Raw genomic sequence first — 24504 nt, 5'->3', positions numbered from 1 at the left:
CATGGCGCGGATCCTGATCTGCGACGACGAGCCCAACATCGTGGTCTCGCTGGAGTTCCTGATGCGCAGGCAGGGCCACGAGGTCCGCTCGGTCGGCGACGGCGACGCGGCGCTCGCGGCGGTGACCGAGTTCGAGCCCGACCTGGTGCTGCTCGACCTGATGCTGCCCGGCCGCGACGGCTACGAGGTCTGCCAGACGCTGCGTGCCGACGGGTTCCGGCGCAAGATCGTCATGCTCACCGCGAAGGGGCGCGAGGCCGAGATCACCAAAGGCTTCGCGGTCGGCGCCGACGACTACGTGACCAAGCCGTTCGGCACCCAGGAGCTGGTGGCGCGGGTGCAGCAGCTGCTCGGGGCGGGCCCGTGAGCCCGGCCGCCCGCGCCGGGGTCGTCGTGGCCGGGGCGCTCGCGCCGGTCGCGGTGGCCGCGGCCGTCGGCGCGGCGCTCCACGCCGCCGCGCCCGCCGAGCAGCGGGCGGTGCTCGCCGCGGTGGTGCGCGAGCAGCTGGCCTTCCTCGCCGTCGCCGCGGTGCTCGTCGCGCTGCTCGCCGGCCTGGTCGTGGCCGCGGCGCTGCGCCGCTGGGCCACCCCGGCCCGCAGGCTCGCCGCCGACGTGCGGGTGGTGCTCGACGCCAACCCCGACCACCGCGCCACCCCGTCCGGGCCGCCCGAGCTGCGCGACCTGGCCGCCGCGCTGAACGACCTGGCGGCGCGGTATGCGGCGGCCCGCCACGACGTCGCCGAGCACGTGGCGGCCGCGGCCGCCGACCTCGAACGCGAGCGGCACCGGCTCGCGGTCCTCATGGGGACGCTGACCGTCGCGGTGCTGGTCTGCGCCGAGGACGGGCGGATCCTGCTCTACAACGCGGCGGCCCGCGCCCTGTTCGGCGACGACGTCGGGCTCGGCCGGTCGGTGTTCGGGCTGCTCGACCGCGACCTCGTCGTGCACGGCCTCGCGCGCGCCGACGCCGGGTCGACGCCGGCCGAGGCGACCGCCGAGCGGGAGGGGCGCCTCGTCCGCGTCCGGCTCGCCCGCCTGCCGGGCGAGACGGGCGGGTTCGTGCTGGTCTGCGAGGACGCCACACGCCCCGGCCGGTCGGCGGCCCGGCACGCCGAGCTGCTCGAGTCCACCACCGACCTGGTACGGGGCGCCGCGGGCAGCATCGGCGCCGCCGCGGGGGCCCTGTTGGACTACCCGGACGTGCCCGACGAGCAGCGCCGCCGCTTCCTCGAGGTGATCGCCGAGGAGGCCGGCCGCCTCGGCGAGGCGAGCCGGCGGCTCACCGCCGAGACCGGCGCGGACCCGCGCGCCTGGTCCGTCAGCGACATCTCCGCGCGGGACCTGCTCGGCGCCGTCGCGGCGCGGGCCGAGAACGCCCGGATCGCCGACGTCGCGGACGAGGTGTGGTTCAGCGTCGACAGCTTCGCCGTCACCGACGCGCTCGCATCCGTGGTGGGGCTGCTTCGCGAGCGGCACGGCGCCGGCGAGGTCGTGCTCGGCGCCGGGGCCGACGGCGCGGGCCGGCTCGCCCGCGTCGACATCGGGTGGGCGGGCGAGCCGTTGCGGGCGGGCGTCCTCGAACGCGACGCCGCGGAGGCGGCGGCCGTCGTCCGCAGGCACGGCGGCGAGCTGTGGGCCGACGCCCACCGACCCCTCGTGCGGGTGCTCCTGCCCCGCTCCCCCGACGAGCCCCGGCCCGCCCCGCCGGCCCGGGTCGAGGAACCCCCGCCCGCGCTGTACGACTTCGAGCTCGAGCGCTTCCAGCCCGACCCGGCGACGTGGTCGGAGTGGGAGACGAGCCGCCTCGACCGGCTCACCTACACCGTGTTCGACACCGAGACGACCGGCTTCTCCCCCGACGAGGGCGACGAGATCGTCTCGATCGGGGCGGTGCGGATCGTCGGGGGCCGCCTGCTGCGCACCGAGACCTTCGAGCGCCTCGTCGACCCGGGCCGCGGCATCCCCCGCACGGCGTCGGCGGTGCACGGCATCACCCGCGACCTCGTGCGCGGCGCGCCCACGCTGGACGAGGTGCTGCCCGCGTTCGCCGCGTTCGCGTCCGGCAGCGTGCTCGTCGGCCACAACGTCGCGTTCGACATGGCGTTCCTCGCCGCCGCGCAGCGGCGCACCGGCACGGTCCTCGCCGCGCCGCTGCTCGACACGCTGCTCATCGACGGTGTGGTCCACCCGGACCACGAGGGGCACACGCTCGAGGCGATGGCCGAGCGTCTCGGCGTGGACCTCGTCGGCAGGCACACCGCGCTGGGCGACGCGCTGCTCACCGGCGAGATCTTCCTGCGCCTGCTGCCGCTGCTCGCCGTGCGCGGCGTGCACACCCTCGGTGAGCTCAGGGCGGCGGCGGCCGCCACCGCGCAGGCCCGCACCAGCGAACGGCTCTACCGGCGGTCGGCGCCGTGATCGTCAGGCGGCCCCGCGTTCCTCGATGATCGCCCGCAGCCGCTCGGCCTCCGGGTCGAGGTGCCGGTTCGCGTAGCGGACGTAGACGGCGGTGATCACGAACGTCGAGACGAACTGCAGCAGCCCGATCACGAGCCCGACGTTGATGTTCCCGACCAGCTTCTGGGCCATGAAGCCCGGGGCGAAGCTGGCGAGCAGCACGTACAGCAGGTACCAGAGCAGGAACGCCGCGCTCATCGGGAACACGAAGCGGCGCAGCCTGCGCCGCAGCCCCTGGAACTCCGGGGACCGCTGCACCTCTTCGTAGACCGTGGCGGTCCTGCCCTCGGCCGGTCGATCGGTGTCGGCCATCGCGTGCTCCTTCGCACCTTTCCGCGCGCGGACGGGTGGTGGGCACCACCACGGTAGGCCGGGTGCACGGGGTGCGCGAGCCCACGGTGCAAACGTGGTCCCCGTCGCGGCGCGCGGGCGCGCGGAGGGCTAGCCTGCCCGCGTGTCTGCGTCGACCTCCTCTCCCGTCACCGTCACCGTCACCGGCGCCGCCGGCCAGATCGGCTACGCGCTGCTGTTCCGGATCGCCTCCGGCCAGCTGCTCGGGCCCGACAAGCCGGTCAAGCTGCGCCTGCTGGAGATCCCGCAGGCGGTGAAGGCCGCCGAGGGCACGGCGATGGAGCTGGACGACTGCGCGTTCCCGCTGCTGCAGGGCATCGACATCACCGACAGCGCCGACGTCGCGTTCGAGGGGGCGAACATCGCCCTGCTCGTCGGCGCCCGCCCGCGCACCAAGGGGATGGAGCGCGGCGACCTGCTCGAGGCCAACGGCGGCATCTTCGCCCCGCAGGGCAAGGCGATCAACGACCACGCCGCCGACGACGTGCGCGTCCTCGTCGTGGGCAACCCGGCCAACACCAACGCGCTCATCGCGCAGTCGGCCGCCCCGGACGTGCCCGCCGAGCGGTTCACCGCGATGACCCGGCTCGACCACAACCGCGCGATCGCCCAGCTGGCCAAGAAGCTCCAGGTGTCGGTCACCGAGATCAAGAAGATGACGATCTGGGGCAATCACTCCGCCACCCAGTACCCCGACCTGTTCCACGCCGAGGTCGGCGGCAAGCCCGCGGCCGAGCAGGTCGACGAGTCCTGGCTGCGCGACGAGTTCATCCCGACGGTCGCCAAGCGGGGCGCCGCGATCATCGAGGCGCGCGGCGCCTCGTCGGCGGCGTCGGCGGCCAACGCGGCGATCGACCACGTCTACGACTGGGTCAACGGCACCCCGGAGGGCGACTGGACCTCCGCGGCCATCCCGTCGGACGGCTCCTACGGCGTGCCGGAGGGCCTCATCTCCAGCTTCCCCGTGGTGTCGAAGGACGGGAAGTGGGAGATCGTGCAGGGCCTGGACATCGACGAGTTCTCCCGCGGCAAGATCGACGCCTCGGTCGCCGAGCTGATCGAGGAGCGCGAGGCCGTGAAGTCGCTCGGCCTGATCTGAGGCCCGCCAGGCGCACGTTCAGGAAAGCCACATTCATGAAGCGACGCTTCGTGAATGTGGCTTTCCTGAACTTCGGCTACCAGCCGTAGAACACCCGCTCCACCACCGCGCGGGCCCGACGGGTGGTGCGGCGGTAGTCGTCCAGGAACACGCCGGGGTCGTCGGCCGGGTAGCCGAGGGCGGCGGCCACCGCCGCGAGCTCCCGCCCCGAGCGCGGCAGCTGGTCGCCCGGCTTGCCCTTCACCAGCATCACGGCGTTGCGCGCGCGGGTGGCCATCCGCCAGCCCGCCGCGAGCTCCTCGGCGTCCTCGCGCCGCAGCAGACCCGCCTCGGCGGCCTCGCGCAGCCCCTCCAGCGTGGAGGTCGTGCGCAGCTCCGGCACGTCACCCGCGTGCTGCATCTGCAGCAGCTGGACCGTCCACTCGACGTCGGCGAGCCCGCCGTGGCCGAGCTTGGTGTGGGTGCTGCGGTCCGCGCCCCGCGGCAGCCGCTCCTCGTCGACGCGGGCCTTGATCCGCCGGATCTCGGTGACGGTGGCGGCGTCGATCCCGTCGGGCGGGTACCGGATCGGGTCGACCATGTGCAGGAACCGGGTCCCCAGGTCCTCGTCGCCCGCGACCACCGTCGCGCGCAGCAGCGCCTGCGCCTCCCACGGCTGGGACCAGCGCGCGTAGTAGGCGCGGTAGGAGTCGAGCGTGCGCACCAGCGGGCCGGAGCGGCCCTCGGGCCGCAGGTCGGCGTCGATGATCAGCGCCGGGTCGGGGTTGGGGGCGGCGAGCTTGCGCCGGACCGTCTCGGCGATCCCGGTCGCCCAGGTGGCGGCTTCGTGGTCGCTCGCCCCGCCCACCGGCTCGCAGACGAAGAGCACGTCGGCGTCGCTGCCGTAGCCCAGCTCGGCCCCGCCGAGCCTGCCCATCCCGATGACGGCGAGCCGCGCCGGTCCCGGGCCGGCCGCGCGCAGCACCGCGTCGAGGGTCGCCTGCAGCACCGCCACCCACACCGAGCTGAGCGCGGCGCACACCTCCTCGACGTCCAGCAGGCCGAGCAGGTCCGCGGCCGCCACGCGCAGCAGCTCGTGCCTGCGCAGCGAGCGCGCGGTGGCGGCAGCGCCGTCGGGGTCGTGCTGCCGCGCGACGGTGGTGCGCAGCGCGGCGGCGAACTCGGCGGGGTCGCGGCGCAGCTCGTCGCGCTGCCCCGGCCCGGGCGCGGCGAGCAGCCGCAGCACCTCGGGGGCGCGCACGAGCAGATCCGGCACCAGCGCCGACGTGCCGAGCAGGCGCATCAGCCGCTCCGCGACCAGCCCCTCGTCGCGCAGCAGCCGCAGGTACCACGGCGTCTGGGCGAGCGCCTCCGACACGCGCCGGTAGGCGAGCAGGCCGCGGTCGGGGTCGGGGCTGCGGGCCAGCTCGTCGAGCAGCACCGGCAGCAGCGTCTGCTGGATCGCCGCGGCCCGGGAGACGCCGGAGGTGAGCGCGCGCAGGTGCCCGAGCGCCCCCTCGGGCGAGGCCCAGCCCAGGGCGGCGAGGCGGGCTGCGGCCTCCTTCTCCGACAGCCGCACCTGGTCGACCGGCAGCCGGGACACCGCCTGCAGCAGCGGCCGGTAGAACAGCTTCTCGTGCAGCCGCCGCACCCGCATCACGGTGCGTGACCACTCCGCGTTGAGCACCCCGACCACGTCGTGGCGCCCGTCCGGGCGCAGACCGGCCGCGCGGGCCAGCTTGCGGCGGGCGTCGACGTCGTCGGCGGGCGGCATGAGGTGGGTGCGCAGCATCCGCTGCAGCTGGAGTCGGTGCTCCAACAGGCGCAGGAACCGGTAGGAGGCGGCGAGGTTGGCCCCGTCCTCCCGGCCGACGTACCCGCCACGGGACAGCGCCGCGAGCGCGTCGAGGGTGGACGGTGAGCGCAGCGCCTCGTCGGTGCGGCCGTGCACGAGCTGCAGCAGCTGCACCGCGAACTCGACGTCGCGCAGTCCACCCGCGCCCAGCTTCAGCTCGCGGTCGGCGTGGTCGGGCCGGATGTGCTCCTCCACCCTGCGGCGCATCGCCTGCACCTCGGCGACGAAGTCCTCGCGGCCCGACGCGCTCCACACGAGTGGGGCGACGGCCTCGGCGTAGGCGGCCCCCAGCTCGGGGTCGCCCGCCACCGGCCTCGCCTTGAGCAGGGCCTGGAACTCCCAGGTCTTCGCCCACCGCTTGTAGTAGGTCAGGTGCCCGTCGAGCGTGCGGACCAGCGCGCCCTGCCTGCCCTCCGGCCGCAGGTTCGCGTCGACCTGGAAGCAGGCCTCCCCGGCGATCCGCATGAGCCTGCTGGCCAGGCGGGTGGTCTGCTGGTCGGCGGGTTCGGCGACGAACACCACGTCGACGTCGCTGACGTAGTTCAGCTCGCGCCCGCCGCACTTGCCCATGGCGATCACGGCGAGCCGCCCGGCCGGCCCGACCTCAGCGGCGGCGACGGCGTAGGCAGCCTGCAGCGCCGCGTCGGCGAGGTCGGACAGGTGGGCGGCCACGTCGGCGACGTCGAGCACCGGGAGGTCCGGCTCGGCGACGGCGGCGAGGTCGGCGGCCGCGAGCGCCAGCACCTCGTCGCGGTAGGCCAGGCGCAGCGCGGCGACGGCGTCGGCACCGGTGAGCACGTCGCCGCCGACGCCGACCGCCCGCAGGATCGCCTCCTTCGCGCCCTTCCCCGGCGGAGGTGCGGACGCGGTGAGCCGGTGCCAGCGGTCCGGGTGGGTCACCAGGTGGTCGCCCAGCGCCGTGGAGCTGCCGAGCAGCGAGATCAGGCGGCCGCGCAGCACCTGGTCGGTGCGCAGGGCGGCGTCCAGCTCGGCCCGGTCCGGGGCGGCGGTGAGCAGGCGTTCGAGCGCACGGAGGGCGAGGTCGGGGTCCGGGCTGCGACCGAGGGCCCACATGATCGCCTCGGCGCCCTCGGCCGGCCGGTCCCCCGCCCACCAGCCCAACCCGGTGACCGTCGGCTCCGCCCACGGTTCCGTGAGCCCCAGCCGTGCGAGCGATGTGCCGGTGCGCGTCACGGGTTCGATCCTGCCCCGCCGGCGCGGCCGCCGACAGTGCGGGTCGCGCGTGCACGCGCCGACAAGCGGTGTGCACCCGATTTCAATGACAACGGACGACACCCGCCTACGATCGGATCCCGACATTCGAACGGGCGGGCATCGCAAGCGTGAATCCACGGGCGATCGCCCGCTTTCGTCGTGTTCTCCGGCATTCGGTCGGATGTGTTCCGCATCACATCCATCCCGATATCGCGATGTGGCCCCGTTCTTCCCCACGACGCACGCGGCAGGCACGGAATCGCATGAGAGGTAAGCGCGCATGATTCGGGGGGCAGGCGCCGGACCGGGCCTCGCGCCGGCGGCGGTCCGTCACGGACCGGCCGGGGACGAGGACTTCCTGCGTTCCCTCTACCAGGAGCACGGCCGCAGCCTGCTCGCGTACGCGACCCGGCTCACCGACGACCGCTTCGCCGCCGAGGACGTGGTCCAGGAGACGCTGCTGCGCGCTTGGCGCAACGCCGACCGGCTGGCCGGATCGGACGCCGTTCGCGCGTGGCTGCTGACCGTCGCCCGCAATATCGTGGTCGACCGGATCCGCGCCCGGTCGGCCCGACCCCGGGAAATTGCGGAATCGGCGATGACGACCCCGGTCACGGGCGACCACGGGGATCAGGTGGCCAATTCCGTCACCGTGTTGGGTGCGATCAACGGGCTGCCGCCGCACCACCGGGAAGTCCTCGTCGAGGTCTACTTCAACGGGAATCGACCGGTGGACGTGGCCCGCAAGCTCGGCATTCCCGACGCGACCCTGCGGTCGCGGCTCGCCGGCGCGCTCCGCTCGCTGCGCAGCGCCGTCATCGCCGACCACCCACAGCACGACTCGCACGCGGGCAGGTGCGTCAATGCGTGATCTCGAGACCGACGAACACGGCCCGGTCGAGCTGTACTGCCTCGGCGTCCTCGACCAGGCGGAACAGGAAGCGTTCGAGGCACACCTCGCGGACTGCCCGGCCTGCCGGCGCTCCCGCGCGGCGACGGAGGACCTGCTCGGGCTGCTCGGCGCGATCCCTCCCGAGGCGTTCGTCGACGGCCCGCCGGAGGGCGGCGACCTCCTGCTGCGCAGGGTGCTGCGCACCGTCTCCGCCGAGCGGGCCCGGCAGCGGCGCAACCTCCTCCGGCGCATCGGCGGGGCGGCCGTCGTGGTGCTGATGATCTCGGTCGGCACCGGCACGGCGGTGCACCTCGGGCAGCCGGGCGGGGGGCCGGCCGGCACGTTCGCCGCGGTCCCCGGGTCCGCCCGGCCCGCGGACCTGCACCTGTCCGCCGCCGACGGCCGCACGGGCGCCCGGATGGCGGTCCGCGTGACGCCCCGTGCCGGGTGGGTCCAGCTCGCCGCCAAGGTCGGCGGGGTCCGGCCGGGGCAGAAGTGCCGGCTCGTCGTGCGGGCGCACGACGGCACCGAGGAGATCGCGATGAGCTGGACCGCCCCGCAGAACGAGCCGCCAGGCGGGGTCGGGCTGGAGGGCGCCGCCGCCGTCGGCGTCTCGGACATCGCGTCGGTGCACGTCGTGACGCCGACGGGCCAGGAGCTGGTCGGGGCCTCAGCGTGAGCCCCGGCACAGGGGAGATGAAGGAGAAGGGAGAACCGTCATGCGCATCGCCACCGCAGGCAGCGCCATCGCACTCGCCGTCGCCTGCCTCGGGCTGGGTACCGCGGGCACGGCGCAGGCGTCCGCCGGCAGCGCGGCGGCGCCCGCCGCCGCGGTCGCCAGCTGCTCGACGCACCGGGTCGACGCCTACACGGCCGGGGGCTGGTGCTCGGCCGACCACAGGGGCCAGTGGCGGCTCGGCGTCCAGTGCGCCCGGACGAAGGCGCACCACTACACGAACTACTCGGAGCGCAACGGCCAGCGGTACGCGTCCTGCCCCCGGCGCGAGGGGAAGGTCACCCACTTCTGGATCGACGAGATCCCGCCGGCGCCGCAGAACACCGCGCCGCCGAAGCCGAACCCGCGCCCGCTGCCCCGGCCGCACGGCGTCTGACGGCTGCCCGCTTGCAGCACGGCCGCCTTCATGCCATCCGGTGGCGTGAAGGTGGCCATGCTGTGACGAGGGGCCTGCGAGCCCGGCTGGCGCGCACCCGGCGCGCGACTCGCCCACACCCAGACCCCGACTCGCCCACACCCAGACCCCGACTCGCCCACACCCAGACCGCGACTCGCCCGTGCTCAGCGCGCGACTCGCGGGAGGGCGGGCGCGGCGCCCCAGCGCCGCAGCGCCTCGGGCAGGCCGTCGGGGGTCTGCCCGGCCCAGGCCACGTAGCCGTCGGGGCGCACCAGCGCCGCAGCGCCCATGCCGGGCACGACGTGCGCGGCGACCCCGTCGGGCACGGCGAAGTCGGGCGGCGCGACGAGGACGAACCGGCCGCCGCGCAGCGCCTCGTACAGCCGCGTCCCGTCGGCCGCGGTGACGTCGGGGGCCCGGGTGCCGACCAGCCGGTGCGCCCCGCGCGGCCGGCCGTAGGCGATGCCGATGCCGCTCTGGCGCAACCGGACGGCCGCCCCGATCGGCGGCACGGCGAACGCCGCCGGGAAGGCCAGGTTGCGCAGCGCCCTGGCGAACCGCGAGCGCAGCAGCGCCGCACGCAGCAGCCCGCCGCTCATGCGCAGCACCACCCGGCCGACCGGGTGGCGCTCGTCGTGGTAGGTGTCGAGCAGCTCGTCGCCGCCGCGGCCCCGCACCGCCGCCGCGAGCTTCCAGCCCAGGTTGGCGGCGTCCTGCAGCCCCGTGTTCATCCCCATGCCGCCGGCGGGCGAGTGCACGTGCGCGGCGTCGCCCGCGAGGAACACCCGGCCCACCCGGTAGCGCTCGGCCTGCCGCTCCTCGCTGTGGAACCGCGACATCCAGCGGGGGTCGTGCATGCCGAAGTCGGTTCCGAACACCCCCCGGGCGACCGACGCGATCTCGGTGAGCTCGACGGGGGCGTCGTCGGGCAGCTCGCGGCGGCGGTCCCGGGCGATCACCCGGTACCAGCCGTCGCCGAAGGGCACGACGAAGCAGAACCCGTCGGCGTTGCCGTCCACGGTGAGCTGCTCGGACGGCGGGTCGGTCATGCGCACGTCGGCGAGCACGAGCGAGCGCACCACGGCCTCGCCCGGGAACCCCAGCCCCAGCGCGCCGCGGACGCGGCTGTGGTGCCCGTCGGCGCCGACGAGGTACGCCGCGCGCACCGCGTGCTCGGCGCCGTCGATCACGTGGGTGACCTCGACGCCGTCGGCGTCCTGGCGCACACCGCGGACCTCCGCGCCGCGCAGCAGGGTCACGCCGGCGGCGAGCGCGCGGTCGGTGAGCGCCCGCTCCACCTCGTACTGCGGCGTGACGAGCATGAACGGGAACCGGCTCGGCAGCGGGGTCAGGTCGACCGAGACGCTGCCGAACAGCCGGAAGTGGTCGACCTTCGTGCCGCCTGCGATCAGCTGATCGGCCAGGCCGCGGGCGTCGAGCTGTTCGAGCGTGCGGGCGTGCACGACGAACGCCCGCGTCAGGGTCGACCCGGTGGTGCGCCGCTCCAGCAGGGTCACCCGCACGCCCGCGGCGGCGAGGTCGCCCGCGATCAGCAGCCCGGTCGGCCCGGCGCCGACCACCACCACGTCGGTCGTCCCGCTCATCGCGCACCCCCGTCGACCTCGACCGCGCCGAGGATCGTGCGGGTCCCGGGGTCGGTGACCCCGGCGTCGCGCCACGCGGCGCGCAGCTCGGGGCTGGTCATGTGCTCCCGGGCGAGCGCCAGGTCGGCGAAGTCGAACAGCACGACGACCTCGTGCGGGTCTTCGAGGTTGCGGAAGAGGGCGGTGCTGCGGCAGCTCGCGGCGGCACGGGCGGGCGCGAGGCGGTCGAACACCTCCTTCCAGCGGTCGAACTCCTCGATGCGCTGGTGGACGAGCACGTGCGGCATGATCACTCCCGATCCGTTTGCCAACTACTGTTGGCCAACGACTGTAGGCGCAGAACGACCGTTTGCCAACACTTGTTGACTAGAATCTGGGCATGCCGTTCACCGACCGCTCGCTCCCCGCCCGCGCGGCGATCCTCGGCGCCGCCCGGGCCCGCTTCGCCGCCGACGGGTACGACCGGGCGACCGTGCGCGCCATCGCGGCGGACGCGGGCGTCGACCCGTCGATGGTGATGCGCTACTTCGGCAGCAAGCGGCAGCTGTTCGCCCGCGCCGCGGAGTTCGACCTCCGGCTGCCCGACCTCACCGGCGCCCCGCCCGGGCACGCGGGCCACCTCCTCGCCGCGCACCTGCTCGACCGCTGGGAGGGCGACGACGGCCTGCGGATCCTGCTGCGCACGGCCACCACCGACGAGGACGCGGCCGAGCGGATGCGGTCGATCTTCGCCCGCCAGCTGGTGCCGCACATCGCCGCGCTCACCGGCGACCCGGCCACCGCACCGGCCCGCGCCGGCCTGGTCGCCACCCAGGCCCTCGGTACGGCCCTGTGCCGCTACGTCCTGCGGCTGCCGCCGATCGTCGCGATGGCGCCGGACGAGATCGTCGGGTGGATCGCGCCCACGCTCCAGCGCTACCTGACCGGGGCCGGCGGCTGACCACCCCTGCTGCGGACGGCGGCTGACCGCACCCGCCCCCGGTGACAGGCTCTTCAGCCGTGGCCGGGCTGCTCGACGCGCCGCTTTCGAGCGGGCCGCTCCAGCTCGCCCTCGTCGTCGCGGGCGTCGCCGCGGCGGCCTTCCTGCTCGCCCGCCGCTCCCACCGGTGGTGGACGCGCACGGTGCCCGCGGTCGTGCTGGTCGCGGCCGCGCTCACCGCGCTGCTGGCGGTGCTGGTGGACCTCGTGTGGCAGCCGTTCCCCGACCCGCTCCCGGTCCCGGTGCTGCTCCTCGCCGGCGCGGTGCTCGCGGCGATCGGACTGGCCGCGTGCGGGATGCGCGGGCGGCGCGCGCCGGGCCGCGTGGGCGCCCTGCTGGCGGTGCTGCTCGTGACCGCGGCCTGCCTGCAATGGGTGAACGCCGCGTACGGGGCCTTTCCGACATTGCGCAGCGCGATGGGGCTGCCCGCCCCGAACGAGGTGCCGTTCGCGCAGGTCGCGGCGCGCGAGCAGGTCGTCGCCGCCCCGCCGGGGCAGCCGCTGTCGGCGGTGTGGCGTCCGCCCCCCGGGCTGCCCGCCACCGGTGTCGTCGCCGAGATGCCGATCCCGGGCACCGCCTCGGGCTTCGCGGCGCGGCCCGCGTGGCTGTACCTGCCGCCCGCCTACCTGGCGCGGCCGCGCGCGCAACTTCCGGTGCTGGTGCTGCTGTCCGGCCAGCCCGGCTCGCCGGACGACTGGCTGAACGGCGGCCGGCTCGCCGAGCGCATGGACGCCTTCGCCGCCGCCCACGACGGCCTCGCGCCCGTGGTCGTGCTGCCCGATAACCTCGGCGGCCCGCTGGCCGACCCGTTGTGCATGGACTCCCGGCTCGGCAACGTCGCGACCTACCTGTCGGTCGACGTCCCCGCGTGGATCCGCGGCAACCTCCAGGTGGATCCGGACGCGGCCGCGTGGGCGATCGGCGGGCTCTCCGCGGGCGGCACGTGCGCGTTGCAGATGGCCGTGACCGCGCCGCAGGTCTACCCCACGTTCCTGGACATCTCCGGCGAGGCCGAGCCCACGCTGGGCGACCGCGCCACCACCGTCCGGGCCGCGTTCGGCGGGGACGATGCCGCGTTCGCCGCGGTCAACCCGCTCGACGTGCTCGCCGGGAAGGCGTTCCCCGGCACGGCGGGCTTCCTCGTCGCCGGCCGCGACGACACCGAGTACGGTCCGCAGGCCCAGCGGGTGTTCGACGCCTGCCGGGCGGCGGGCATGGACGTGCAGCTGCGGGTCGAGCCCGGCGGGCACACGTTCGAGGTGTGGGGCCCCGGTCTCACCGACGCCCTGCCGTGGCTGGCGACGCGGCTGGGGATCACGCCGTGACCCGGCTGTCCGGGCTCGCCCGCGCCGTCGGACGGATGGTTCGGCGGGCGCCGCTGTCGGTCGGGTTCGTCGCGCTGGTGTGGGCGTACGGCCTCGCCACCCGCAGCCTCCCCGCCGGCCCGGACGGCAGGCTGCTGGAGCGGGTCGGCGCCGGGGTCGGGCAGTTCGCCGCCGGCCGCTGGTGGACCCCGCTGTCGGCGCTGCTGTGGTGGGGCAGCCTCGGCGCGGCGCTGCTGACCACGGCGCTGGTGCTCCTCGGCGGGGCGATCGCCGAGCCGCGGATCGGTGCGGCCCGCACCGCCGCGCTGCTGGTCGGCACGCAGTTCGCCGGCACGCTCCTCGCGCTCGGCCTGGTCGCGGCGGGCTCGGCCGCGACGCGGGGCGGCGGCTGGCCGGGCGACCTCGCCACCCAGGTCGTGGTGGGTGCCGCACCCGGCGCCATCGGGCTCACCCTCGCGGTGAGCAGCATGTTGACCGCGCTGTGGCGGCGCCGGCTGCGACTGCTCCTGCTCGCCACGCTCGTGATGCTGGTGGCGTACTCGGGCGAGCTGAGCGACGTCGTCATGCTGTGCTCCGGGCTGGTCGGGCTCGGCGTCGGGCGGCTGCTCGCCCCGCCGGACCGGCACCCGGGGCCGGCCAGCCGCACCGAGCTGCGTGTGCTCGTCGCGCTGGTCGTCGCCGTGTCGGCGCTCGGCCCGCTCGTCGCGGCCGTCTCGCGCTCCCCGATCGGCCCGCTCTCGGTGCTGCAGTTCGTGGTGCTCTCCCCGCCGCCGGACGCCGCGACCGTCCAGCAGATCTGCGCCACCGGCGACGCCGACCTGTGCCGCGACCTGCAGGCCCGGGTGCGCCTGTTCGGGGTCGGCCCGGCGCTCGCGTCCGTGGTCCCGGTGCTGCTGCTGCTCGTCGTCGCCGACGGCCTGCGCCGGGGCAGGCGCGGCGCGCTCGTGGTCGGCATCGTGCTGAACCTCGTGCTCGCCGCGCTCGGCGGCCTGCTCGCCGCGCTGGTGGCGGCCATCCCGTACGAGCAGCTGATCGTCTACCAGGCCGCACCCGGCGCCCGCCGCGCGCTCGGGTTGGCGCTGCCGCCGCTGCTCCCGCTCGCCGTCGCGGTGCTCCTGTGGTGCACGCGCGACCGGTTCGCGGTGCGCGCCCCGGCGGGCACCTACCGCCGGGTGCTGCTCGGCTCGCTCGGCGTGCTCGCCGCCCTGAGCGCGATCTACGTCCTCCTCGGCCGGGCGATCGCGGGCCAGTTCGACCGGCCGCCCACCACCGGGCAGCTGCTCGCCGACCTGCCGCTGCGGTACCTCCCGCCGGGCTACCTCGGGGAGGTCGAGCCGGGCTTCCTCCCCCAGGGCTACCTCGCCACCCTGGTGTTCGAGTGGACCGGCGTCGTGTTCTGGCTGTTCGTGGCCGCCGCGCTGTTCGTGGCGTTCCGCCGCCCGCGCGCCGACCCCGCGGCCCGCGACGCCGAGCGGGCGAAGGCGCTGGCCCGCCGGGGCGGCTCCACCCTCGCCTGGCTCGCGACCTGGCCCGGCAACTCCTACTGGTTCGACGCGAGCGGTCGGGCGGCCGTCGCGCACCGCGTGATCGGCTCCGTCGCGCTCACCACCGCCGACCCGATCGGCGCGCCGACCGCGGACACCGTCGGTGAGTTCGCCGCGTACTGCCGCGAGCACGGCTGGACGCCCGCGTTCTACAGCGTCGCCGAGGGCACCCGGAAGGCGTGCGACGCGCTGGGCTGGAGCTCGGTGCAGGTGGCCGAGGAGACCGTGCTGGCGCTGCCGGAGCTGCGCTTCACCGGCAAGAAGTGGCAGGACGTGCGCACCGCGCTGAACCGGGCCGCGAAGGCGGGCATCACCGCCGAGTGGATCCGCTACGCCGACGCCCCGCTCGCCATCACCGACCAGATCCGGGCGATCAGCGAGGAGTGGGTGGCCGACAAGGGGCTGCCCGAGATGGGCTTCACCCTCGGCGGCCTCGACGAGCTCGCCGACCCCGAGGTGCGCTGCCTGCTCGCCGTCGACGCCGACCGCACCGTGCACGGGGTCACCAGCTGGCTGCCGGTGCACCGCGACGGCGAGGTGATCGGCTGGACGCTGGACTTCATGCGCCGCCGCGACACCGGCTTCCGCGGCGTCATGGAATTCCTCATCGCCTCGGCCGTGCAGCGGTTCCAGGACGAGGACGCCCGGTTCCTGAGCCTGTCCGGGGCGCCGCTCGCCCGCCTCGACCGGGGCGAGCAGCCCGCGGCCCTCCAGCGCGTGCTCGACGTCATCGGCCACGCCCTCGAACCGGTGTACGGGTTCCGGTCGCTGCTCGCGTTCAAGGCGAAGTTCCAACCGGAGTACCGGCCGCTGTACCTGTGCTACCCGGACCCGGCGGCGCTGCCCGCGATCGGGCTCGCGATCGCCCGCGCCTACCTGCCGGACGTGACGGCCCGCCAGTCGGCCCGGCTGCTCGCGCGCCTGCGTCAGGCGCCGCCGTCCGGGCAGGGCGGGTCGCGGTCGGCGCCCGCGGGGAGCCGGTCCGCCTCGGCCGGGGTGTAGGGGCGGCCGAGCCGCGCGCAGAGCTCGTCGGCCCACGCCCGCGCGTCCAGCGGGAACTCGACCCGCTCGGTCCCCGACAGGTTCTCCAGCACGGCGGCGCGGCCGTCCTCGGTGAGGCGGGCGAACCGCAGGCGCGGCGTGACGCTGCTGATCTCCTGTCCGGTGTCGAGGTCGATCGTGATCAGCGTCGGGTCCGAATCGCTGCGATCGAGCACCACCAGGTGGCCCTCGGCGTCGAACCCCGCGATCTCGTCGACGCGCGGGGCGGCGATCGGCGGGCGGGCCGGCGCCGCGGCGTCGAGGTCCCAGACCTGGATCGTCCGGCCCGCCGCGAGCGTGACGATCCGGGTGCCGGTGGGGTCGAAGGCCAGCACGTCGTAGCCGAGGCGGGTGAGGTCGGTGTTGAGCTGCGTCGGGATCGTGCCGAGCAGCCGCCCGGACGGCACGTCCCACAGCTCCACCGGTCGATCGTGCAGGGCGACCGCGACCTGACCGGGGTGGCCGGGGCGATCGTAGAGGTGCGCCTCGAGCCGGTACGCGCGGACGGCGTCGGTGCCTCCGACGGGGACCGGTTCGCTCAACGGCTCCCCGGTGGCGGCGTCCCAGCTCGAGAGCATCCCGTCGCTGAAGAACAGCAGGCGCTCCCGGCCGTCCACCCGCTCGCGGACGTACGAGACCGGGCCGCGCAGGTCGCCTTGCAGCGGTGGCGCGTCGGAGCGGGCGGGGAGCCGGAACCCGACCAGCCGGCGCAGCGCGGGCAGCTCGTACGCGGTCATGTCGATCGCGCCACCACCGACCGGGTGCAGCACCCAGAGCCGCTTCTCGTCCGTGATCCCGGGGGCGGCGCCCTGCGGCAGGGCCAGCGCGGCGACCTCGCGGTCGGTGCCCCGCTCCAGCACGCGCACCCGTCCGCCCTTGAACAGGACCCGGTGGTCGGGGGTGGTTCCGACGAGCGCGCCCTCGTCCGTCGACGGCTCCGAGGGCTCGGCCGGCTCGGTGGCCACCCGCAGCACCGAGGTGCCGTGCGCGAGCAGCACGGTCGGCTCACCGGTCTCGCGCGTCACGACCATGCGCTCGGTCGGTGCGAGCGGGTACGGCGCGAAGCTCACCGGTGTGTGCCTCCGCGGCACGGTGACCCGCCTGCGCTCGCCGGTGTCGAGGGCGGTGAGCGTGTACGGCTCCTCGTCGCCGACCGCGGCGTCGGCCTCGACCAGCCACCCGCCGGACAGGCGCACGGCGGTGCAGCCGGAGGGGTCGTTGACGGGGATCCGCCGCACCGGCGCTCCACCGCGGAACGGGGTGAGCGCCACCTCGGCGGTGGGTCCCCCGAAACCGGCCGACTCGAGCGGGACGCAGGAGACGACACCGTGCCGGGTCGGCTCGGAGCCGGCCGGGAACACGGCGACCTCCGACCCGTCGGAGAGCGACCGCGTCACGACCCGGGTCGTGCTCGCGAGAGGCACGGGGCTGTAGCGCAGCACCACCAGGTCGGGGTCGTCGGTGGCGTGGAGGTCGAACCGCTCGCCGGGGGCCAGCGGCCCGATCCGGTGGGGCTCGTCGACGCCGGTGCGCACGTCCCGGACCACGATGTTCTGCTCCCCGGAGGCGCCCTTCACCAGCCAGGCGAGGCGGCTCCCGTCGCCGAGGAACCGGGGGCTGGTCACGTCTCCGGGACGGCCCGTCGGCCGGCCGGGCAGGGTCTGGGGCGGCTCGCCCGCGACCAGGTCGCGCACCCGGATCCGACCGTCCGGGCCGACGTCGGCGAACCAGCGCCCGTCGCGGCTGACCGCGGCGTCGCCCACGGGGTCGTCGGGGGTCCGCAGCACGCGCGTCACCGGGTCGGGCCCGGTGACCCCGACGATCGCCGTCAGCCCCGGGGCGGTGTCGACGAACGCGGTGTCGCCGACGACCGACAGCGCCTGGATCGGCGTCGGCGTGACCCCGGGCAGCTCCGCCTGCACCGACCGCATCGACAGGTACGACCGGGCGAGCGCGGTGCGCGCAGCCCGGTTGCGCGGGTCGGACCGCCACGCGGCCAACGCGAGCTGGGTGGCGGCCGCGCTGTCGCTCGGGGCCATGGCCTGCGCCTCGTTGCCCATCGCGTCGGCGTTGGCGGAGGCCAGCTGCTCGGCGATCCGGTTGCCGCTGGAAACGGTCGTCACGCCCAGGGTCGCCGCGCCGAGCACGAGCACGGCGAGCACGGCGTTGACCAGCCGGCCGCGGCGGACGTCCCGGCGCTGGCGGGCCATCCCGCGGCGCACGAAGTCGCGGTCGGCGGCCGGCAGCTCCTCGCCGCGCGCGTCGAGCCAGCCGGTCGCCGCCGCGAGCGCCGCACCGCGCGGCAGCGCGGCCTCGTCGCGACCCTCGGCCTCCCAGCGTTCGCGCTGCGCGGCGAGGTCGCCGCGCCAGACGAGGAAGTCGCGGTCCTCGGTGAGCCAGGTGCGCAGCCGCGGCCAGTGCTCGATGAGCGCCTGGTGGGCGAGCTCCACGAGCTCGCCGGCGCCGTCGGGGGCGGGGCGGGTCACCAACAGCCGCCCGGCGACCAGCACCGGGACCAGCGACCGCTCGGCAGCGGGCAGCGCGTCGAGCCGGACCGCGCGGCGGGTGAACCGCTCGGCCCGATCCACCCGGGCCAGCGCGGTGAACAGCCGGCGCAGCGCGTCGAGGTCGCCGTCCGCACCGTCGGTGATGCCGCCGATCACGCGCTCGGCGTGCTGGGCGAGCGCCCCGGCCACGCCGCCCGCCTCGGTGTAGGCGGCCAGCGTGAGGTAGCCGCCGTCGCGGCGCTCCCACAGCTCGGTGAGCAGTGACTCGACCAGCGGGAGCTGCCCCGGTTCGCTGGCGGTGTCGTCGAGGATGCGCTCGACCACCCCCTGCTCGAACACCAGCCCCGGGGCGAGGCGGGCCGGGCGGACGATCGTCTCGCGCAACCGGTCCCGGTCCATCGGCGCCACGAGCAGCCGCCCCGAGTGCAGGGGCTCGGCCAGTTCGGGTGTGAGCAACTCGTCGAGGGTGGACCAGCGCAGCGTGAGCACCGCCCGCGGCGCGTCGCCGCCGTCGCGGGTGAGCCGCACGATCGACTCGAGCAGCCGCCGGGCCGACGCCGGGTCGGCCGCCGCCAGCTCCTCGAACTGGTCGGCGACGATCACCCGGCCGGGACCGGGCACGTCGTCGAGGGCCGGTGCGCCCCCGGCGCCCGGCGTGATCGGCAGGTCCACGACCTGCAGGCCCCGCGCCCGCAGCCGGGGCAACAACCCGGCCCGGACCAGCGACGACTTCCCCACCCCCGACGGTCCGGTCACCGCGACGACGGGCAACCGGTCGACGGCGTCGACGAGGCGGTCGATCTCGTCGTCGCGGCCGAAGAAGACGTCGGCGTGCTCCTCGTCGAACGGGCGCAGCCCCTGGTAGGGGCAGGGCAGCGCCGCGGGGTCGGCGCCGAGGACCTCCTCGATGGGCACGAGCCGGGCGCCGCGCTCGTCGAGCACGGCGAGGCCCATCACCGCGCCGCCGCCCGCGTGCCACACCGGCGCGCCGGCGAACCCGCCGTCGAGGGGGTGCTCCCCGGGGTCTGTCTCCAGGCGGATGCGCCGGTCGGCGTCGACGCGCGCCGTCCCGGCCGACCACACACCGTCGACGAGGCCCTCCGGGTAGCCGAGCACCTGGAACGGGCTGCCGTCGACCGGGTCGACCGCTTGCAGCGGCGGCACGCGGGCGTCGTCGGGGGCGGTTCCGCGCAGCCGCAGCAGCGCGACGCCGCCGGGCCGGACCTGCTCGACCGCCGCCCCGACCCGCAGCGGTGCACCGTCCTCGTCGCGCAGCAGCGGGAAGTCCAGCCACACCGGGGTATCCGGCCCGGCGGCTCGGGCCGCCGTCGCCACCAGGTCGGGGCCGATCGGGAACGCGGCGCCGGTGACCTCGCCCGCGCCCGACCACACCCGCAGGTGCGCCCCCGCGAGGTCGGTGTGCTCGCGGAAGACCGATCCCCGGGGGCTCACGAGCACGGCGGGGTCGGGTCGGTGCCTTCGGGCAGCAGCGCCCGCTCGGCGGGGGTGAACGGCCGGGCGGCCACGCCGCACAGCGCGTCCCGCCACCCGTCCGCGGTGAGCTGCAGCTCCTCCGGGTTCTGTCCCCCGTCCGAGGACGTGGTGCGCAGCCCCACCGTCCGCCCCTCCGGGTCCCGGGCGCCGATGTCGTTGGTCAGCCTCATCACCCCCGACTCGCGGCCACTCGCGAGATCGACGAAGACCAGCCGGTACGGCTCGGGGCCGTTCAACCCCACCCGCACCACCAGGTAGCCGTCGGGCTGGAACGCCACCAGCTCGGTCGGCTGCTCCGGCAGCGCGATGGGCGGACGGGCCGGCACGCCCCGGTCGACGTCCCACACCTCGATCGCGCGGTCCCGGTTCGGCACCGCCATCCGGGTCCCGGACGGGTCGAACACCGGTCCGCCCTCCGTGAACACGTCGACCGAGCCGACCAGCCGTCCCGACGGCACGTCCCACACCTCGATGCGCCCGGAGACGTTCACCGCCACCTGGCCGGGGTGCCCCGGGCGCTCCCACAGCCGTGCGCGCTCGGCGAGGTAGCCCGTCACCTCGGGGGTGTCGCCGAGCCGCACCGGGCTGCCGAGCGGTCGGCCGGTCGCCCGGTCGTGAGCGGAGAGGTGGCCGCCGTTCGCGATCACCACCTGGTCGCCGTCGGCCACGAGGTCGATCGGGACGTGCCCGAAGGGCGGGTCGGGGTTGGGCGGTGCCCGGTCCGGGACGCGCCACGAAGTGGTGAGCTGCAGGGTCGGGAACGCGTACTGGCCGATCTCCCACGCGCCGGGGACCGGCACCATCGTCCACAAGGTGTCCTCGTACACCACGACCAGCGTGCGCGGGTCGAGCCCGCTCAGCTCGCCGAGCCGCTGCCCGGTCCGCTGGTCCCGGACCACGAACCCGGTGCTGTCCCCGGTGCGGTGCCGGGTGACGACGGTGCCGTGGAAGCTGTCCCTGATCACGTAGTCCCACCCGGGCTCGTCGACCACCGGCTCGGTGGCGAACCGCAGCACCGAGGTGCCCTGGGCGAGCAGGAGCCACGTGCTGCCGCCCGTCGAGACCACGCCGAGGCTCGCCGCCGCCTTCAGCCGGTCGTCGGAGCCGGTCGACGCGTCGGCCTCGGGGACGGCCGGGATCGTCACCTGCCGCACCTCGCCGGTGTCGAGCGCGGTCATCCGCAGCACCTGGAAGTCCGTGCCGCGGACCGCGGGCCGTTCGAGCAGCCAGCGGCCGTCGGACGACAGCCGCGTCCACGCGACGGTGACGTCGCGCGTCGCCAGCCGCCGGGCGGGCGCCCCGCCCGCGGGCGGTTCGACGACGACGGTCGCGGGCCGGCGCACCTCCGGGTCCTCCTCGAGGCGCACGAGCGCGCCGCCGTCCGGGGCGACCGACGTGCCCTCGGGGTAGGCCGCGAGCTCGCTGCCGTCGGACACCGACCGCGCCACCAGCCGGGTCCCGTCCTGGCCGAACGTGCCGTGCCGCAGCAGCACCCGGCCGGGGTCGTCGGTGGGCCACCCCCACGTCACGTCGGCGGGGAGCGGGCCGATCCCGTTGGGGATCTCCGCGTTGCGGCGCAGGTCCCACAGGCGCACCCGCGCCGGCTGCGCCCGGGGCACCTCGAACCACATCAGGAGCTCACCGCCCGGCGCGAACACGGGCGCGGACACGCTGGTGCCCGGCGCGCCGGGCAGCTCCAGGTCGGGTTGCCGCCCGGTGAGGTCGCGCACCAGCACGACCGGCCGGTCGGTCATCCCGACAGCCAACCGGCGGCCGTCCGGGCTCGGGATCGGCGCCCCGCTGCCCGGGGGCAGGTCGGTGAGCTCGTGCCGCCGGGGCTCCGGGCCGGACAGGCCGGTGAGCAGGACGGGCGGCGTCGTGTAGAGCACGGCCGCGTCCCCGCGCACGACCATGCCCTCCACCGGCTCGGCGCTCACGCCCGCGATCTCCGCGTCGGCGCCGCGCAGGCCCAGGTAGGTCCGGGCCAGCGCCTCGCGGGCGGTCGGGTCGCGCGGGTCGGACCGCCACGCGGCGAGCGCCAGCTGCCCGGCGAGCGCCGGGTCCGTGGGGATCCGGGCGAGCGCCTCCCGCCCGATGAGGCCGGCGTTCGCGCTGGCGAGCTGGCCGGCCAGGACGTCGCGGCGCTGCAGCGCCAGCACCGACAGCGACCCGACCACGAGCAGCAGCACCGCCAGCACGGCGGTGAGCGCGCGCCGCCTGCGGGTGCTGCGGCGCTGCAGGGCGACGCCCCGCCGCACGTACTCCCGGTCGGCGGGGGCCAGGTCGTCGGCGCGGGACGCCAGCCACTCCGCGGCGGCGGCGAGCGGGGCTCCGCGCAGCAGGGCGCCCTCGTCGTGGTCGTCGGCCTCCCAGCGGCGGCGCCGCTCCTGCAGCCCGGCGAGCCAGGACAGGAACTCGCGGTCGGCGGTCAGCCAGTCGCGCAGCCGCGGCCAGTGCTCGATGAGCGCCTGGTGGGCCAGCTCGACGGTGTCCTTCGTGACGACGAGCAGGCGGTGGTCGGCGAGCGCCTCCGCGAGCCTGCGCTGCTCGTCGGTCAGGTCGCGCAGCAGCACCGGGCGCCGGACGAAGCGCTCGTCCCGGCCGGGCTCGGCCAGCGCGGTGAACAGCCTGCGCAGCGTCGCCTCGTCGGCGGAGAGCGAGTCGACGACCCGGTCGGCGTGCTGGGCGAGCGCGCCCGCGACCCCGCCGCACGCGAGGTAGCCGCGCAGCGTGGCGCGGCCGCCCTCGCGGTGGTCCCACAGGTCGGCGAGCAGCGCGGCCACCAGCGGCAGCTGCCCGGGCTCGGTGCCCGCGTCGTCGAGGATGCGGTCCACCAGGCCGTCGTCGAACGTGAGGCCGGGCGCGTGCTCTGCGGGCCCGACGATCGCCTCCCGCAAGCCGGCCCGGCCGAGCGGGGCCACCTGCACCGTGGCCGCGTCGAGCGCGGCGGTCAGACGGGGCTCGAGGCGCTCCAACGCCGCCCAGCGCAGCGTCAGCACCGCCCGGACCCGGCCGGTGCTCGTGCGGGCCATCAGCTCGTCCAGCAGCGCGCCCGCGGTCTGCGGGGCGAGCGTGGCGAGCTCCTCGAACTGGTCGAGGACGACGACCGTGCCCGGCGCCGCGTCGGCGACGGCCGCGAGCAGGTTCCCGATCGGGTCCGCGTCGAGGCGGCACTCGACGACCGGGGTGCCCGCGGCCCGCAGCCGGGGCAGCAGGCCGGCGCAGACCAGCGACGACTTGCCCACCCCCGACGGCCCGGCCACCGCGACGAGCGGCTGCCGCGCCACGGCCTCGACCAGGCGCGCGATGTCGGCGTCGCGGCCGTGGAAGTAGGCGGCGAGCTCGGCGTCGAACGGCCGCGCCCCCGGGTAGGGGCAGGGCACCAGGTCCTGGTCCAACGCGAAGACGGCGTCGATCGGGATCAGGTACGCCGCGGCGGTGTCGTCGCCCCTGATGGCGGCGACGGTCATGCCGACCACCGCACCGGAGGCGGCGTCCCACACGGGGGTGCCGGAGAACCCCGGCTCCACCCGCGGCTCCCCGGCGTCGGTGTGCAGCTGGAACCAGCGGGTGCCCTGCTCGCCGCGGATCGTCCCGCTCGTCCAGACCCCGTCGGCGCGGCCCTCGGGGAACCCGAGCACGCGGAAGCCGTGACCCCACAGCCGCTCGATCCGGCGCACCGGCGGCACCCGCGCCGGGGCGGGCGCGGCCAGCCGCAGCAGCGCGATGTCGCCGGAGCCGTCGTCGCGGATCGGTGCCCAGCGCTCCACGACCGCGTCCACCGGCCCGGCCTCGCCGCCGGCCAGCGGGAAGTCCAGGCGGACGGTCGCGGTGGGGGCCTCGGGGGCGTACGGGTCGGCGTCGATCGCCTCGGCGACCACGTGCGCGCACGTGGCGACCACGTCGGGCCCGACGACGAACGCGCCGCCGACCACGCCCACCCGCTCGTGCCACACGCGCGCGACGGCAGCGGCCAGCACCGGCGAAGGCGCCGTCATGGTCATCTGGATCCCCCGACCAGCAGCATAAGCAGCGGCCGGGTCGGCGTCACCGGTGGCGCCCGGGCCTGACGATCACCAGGTCGTCGAGGGCGGGATCAGCCCTCGAACTCGCCGGCCCGCACCCCGGCGAGGAACGCCCGCCACGCGGCCGCGGAGTGGACGTGCGGCTGCCGCGCCCGGTCCTTGGTGTCCCGGACCGCGACCCCGGCCGGCACGAACGCGACCTCGACGCAGCCGTCGCCGTTCCCCCCGCTGCCGCTGAAGCTGCTCTTCCGCCAGACGATGCCGGCGGGGTCCGGGGTGGTCATGGAGCACCTCTCGCGGTCGACTACATCTGCGCGGCCACCCGCTCGATCAGCGCGACCGATTCGGCCGGGTCCAGCGCCACCGAGCGCAGCCGGTCGAACACCAGCCTAGCCCGGGCGACGTCCTCCTCCTTGTCGACGTGCACCGCTCCCATCGGATGCTCGACGTAGCCCATGTCCGGCTCCCCCAGCCCGTCGAAGCTCAGGATCGTGAAGGCGCCACCCATGGCCGGGTGAGCGCCGATGCCCGTCGGCAGCACCTGGAGCTCGACCGAGTCGAACGCCGCGGCGGCGACGAGGTGGCGGAGCTGGGCGTTCATCACCGCCGGTCCGCCCACGGGGCGGTACAACACCGGCTCGTCGATGACCGCGAACAGCTGGATCGGATCGGTCGAGGAAGTCAGCCGGCGCTGCCGGATCATCCGGACCTGCACGTCTCGCTCGATGGTCTCCGCGGTGCGGGGCGTCAGCGAAGCCTCGAACAGGGCACGCGCGTAGTCCTCGGTTTGCAGAAGGCCAGGGACGTAGGTCACGGTGAAGTCCCGCACCGAGCTGGCCTCCGACTCGAGGGGCAGGTAGCCCTTGTCGTCCAGCCCGTACGCGCGCCACCAGCCCTTGGCGCCGGCCTCCCGGGTGAGCTGGATGATCTCGGTCCAGCGGTCGCCGCCGACGTCGAACAGGTCGAGCATGCTCCGCACCAGGTGCACGTCGACGCCCTGGTGG

17 protein-coding genes are annotated in these 24504 nt (G+C 75.9%); 9 read left to right on the top strand and 8 right to left on the bottom strand.

Annotated elements, in window-relative coordinates; genetic code table 11:
- The first annotated feature begins 1 nt into the window (after position 1).
- Positions 2–367, top strand: a complete 366-nt coding sequence (locus tag VKZ81_RS15235) for a response regulator transcription factor (RefSeq protein WP_324242210.1) — start codon at positions 2–4, stop codon at positions 365–367.
- Positions 364–2418: an exonuclease domain-containing protein gene (locus VKZ81_RS15230; protein WP_324242209.1), complete on the top strand. Its 2055-nt coding sequence runs from the start codon at positions 364–366 to the stop codon at positions 2416–2418. The genes VKZ81_RS15235 and VKZ81_RS15230 overlap by 4 nt, the downstream gene beginning before the upstream one ends.
- Before the next feature lie 3 nt (positions 2419–2421).
- Here VKZ81_RS15230 and VKZ81_RS15225 read toward each other — a convergent pair whose 3' ends face one another.
- A complete protein-coding gene (locus VKZ81_RS15225; RefSeq protein ID WP_324242208.1) occupies positions 2422–2769 on the bottom strand; it encodes a DUF485 domain-containing protein in 348 nt (115 codons plus the stop codon).
- Between the two features lie 142 nt (positions 2770–2911).
- Here VKZ81_RS15225 and VKZ81_RS15220 point away from each other — a divergent pair, with 142 nt between their 5' ends.
- Positions 2912–3907 (top strand): malate dehydrogenase, encoded by a 996-nt coding sequence (locus VKZ81_RS15220; protein ID WP_324242207.1) that lies wholly within the window; start codon positions 2912–2914, stop codon positions 3905–3907.
- A gap of 76 nt (positions 3908–3983) precedes the next feature.
- Here VKZ81_RS15220 and VKZ81_RS15215 read toward each other — a convergent pair whose 3' ends face one another.
- Positions 3984–6944: a bifunctional [glutamine synthetase] adenylyltransferase/[glutamine synthetase]-adenylyl-L-tyrosine phosphorylase gene (locus VKZ81_RS15215; RefSeq protein ID WP_414709385.1), complete on the bottom strand. Its 2961-nt coding sequence runs from the start codon at positions 6942–6944 to the stop codon at positions 3984–3986.
- Between the two features lie 292 nt (positions 6945–7236).
- On the opposite strand from VKZ81_RS15215, the gene VKZ81_RS15210 reads away from it, so the two are divergent.
- The 3 genes from VKZ81_RS15210 to VKZ81_RS15200 are packed head-to-tail and all read left to right on the top strand — an operon-like array spanning position 7237 to position 8960.
- Entirely contained in the window at positions 7237–7827 is a 591-nt protein-coding gene (locus tag VKZ81_RS15210) for a sigma-70 family RNA polymerase sigma factor (protein WP_324242205.1), read from the top strand.
- Positions 7820–8527 carry a zf-HC2 domain-containing protein gene (locus VKZ81_RS15205; protein WP_324242204.1) on the top strand — a complete coding sequence of 236 codons (708 nt, stop codon included), beginning with the start codon at positions 7820–7822 and terminating at the stop codon, positions 8525–8527. The genes VKZ81_RS15210 and VKZ81_RS15205 overlap by 8 nt, the downstream gene beginning before the upstream one ends.
- 40 nt (positions 8528–8567) lie before the next feature.
- Positions 8568–8960: a hypothetical protein gene (locus tag VKZ81_RS15200; protein ID WP_324242203.1), complete on the top strand. Its 393-nt coding sequence runs from the start codon at positions 8568–8570 to the stop codon at positions 8958–8960.
- Positions 8961–9145: 185 nt separating this feature from the next.
- Here the strand turns inward: VKZ81_RS15200 and VKZ81_RS15195 are convergent, their stop codons facing one another.
- Both VKZ81_RS15195 and VKZ81_RS15190 read right to left on the bottom strand, forming a co-directional pair.
- The gene (locus VKZ81_RS15195; protein ID WP_324242202.1) at positions 9146–10585 is read right to left on the bottom strand and encodes an FAD-dependent oxidoreductase; all 1440 of its coding nucleotides are present in this window, start codon (positions 10583–10585) and stop codon (positions 9146–9148) included.
- Entirely contained in the window at positions 10582–10872 is a 291-nt protein-coding gene (locus VKZ81_RS15190; RefSeq protein ID WP_324242201.1) for an antibiotic biosynthesis monooxygenase, read from the bottom strand. Before VKZ81_RS15190 ends, VKZ81_RS15195 begins: the two co-directional genes overlap by 4 nt.
- A 92-nt stretch (positions 10873–10964) precedes the next feature.
- Here VKZ81_RS15190 and VKZ81_RS15185 point away from each other — a divergent pair, with 92 nt between their 5' ends.
- The 3 genes from VKZ81_RS15185 to VKZ81_RS15175 are packed head-to-tail and all read left to right on the top strand — an operon-like array spanning position 10965 to position 15435.
- Positions 10965–11525 carry a TetR/AcrR family transcriptional regulator gene (locus tag VKZ81_RS15185; protein WP_324242200.1) on the top strand — a complete coding sequence of 187 codons (561 nt, stop codon included), beginning with the start codon at positions 10965–10967 and terminating at the stop codon, positions 11523–11525.
- 59 nt (positions 11526–11584) lie between these two features.
- Positions 11585–12889 carry an alpha/beta hydrolase gene (locus VKZ81_RS15180; protein WP_324242199.1) on the top strand — a complete coding sequence of 435 codons (1305 nt, stop codon included), beginning with the start codon at positions 11585–11587 and terminating at the stop codon, positions 12887–12889.
- Complete coding sequence (locus VKZ81_RS15175; RefSeq protein ID WP_324242198.1) at positions 12886–15435, top strand: bifunctional lysylphosphatidylglycerol flippase/synthetase MprF; 2550 nt, start codon at positions 12886–12888, stop codon at positions 15433–15435. The genes VKZ81_RS15180 and VKZ81_RS15175 overlap by 4 nt, the downstream gene beginning before the upstream one ends.
- Here VKZ81_RS15175 and VKZ81_RS15170 read toward each other — a convergent pair.
- The 4 genes from VKZ81_RS15170 to VKZ81_RS15155 form a co-directional block, all read right to left on the bottom strand.
- Positions 15360–19433 (bottom strand): nSTAND1 domain-containing NTPase, encoded by a 4074-nt coding sequence (locus tag VKZ81_RS15170; protein ID WP_324242197.1) that lies wholly within the window; start codon positions 19431–19433, stop codon positions 15360–15362. The two genes, VKZ81_RS15175 and VKZ81_RS15170, sit on opposite strands and share 76 nt — an antisense overlap.
- Complete coding sequence (locus VKZ81_RS15165) at positions 19430–23473, bottom strand: nSTAND1 domain-containing NTPase (RefSeq protein ID WP_324242196.1); 4044 nt, start codon at positions 23471–23473, stop codon at positions 19430–19432. The genes VKZ81_RS15170 and VKZ81_RS15165 overlap by 4 nt, the downstream gene beginning before the upstream one ends.
- Before the next feature lie 98 nt (positions 23474–23571).
- Positions 23572–23784 carry a DUF397 domain-containing protein gene (locus tag VKZ81_RS15160; RefSeq protein WP_324242195.1) on the bottom strand — a complete coding sequence of 71 codons (213 nt, stop codon included), beginning with the start codon at positions 23782–23784 and terminating at the stop codon, positions 23572–23574.
- A gap of 20 nt (positions 23785–23804) precedes the next feature.
- On the bottom strand, positions 23805–24504 hold a 700-nt coding region (locus VKZ81_RS15155; protein ID WP_324242194.1), incomplete at its 5' end, for a DUF5753 domain-containing protein.

Origin of the sequence: Pseudonocardia sp., from assembly GCF_035305885.1 — a bacterium.
Lineage (GTDB): Bacteria > Actinomycetota > Actinomycetes > Mycobacteriales > Pseudonocardiaceae > Pseudonocardia.
The sequence above is the reverse complement of the archived record's forward strand: the minus strand, read 5'-3'. Positions and strand labels throughout refer to the sequence as shown.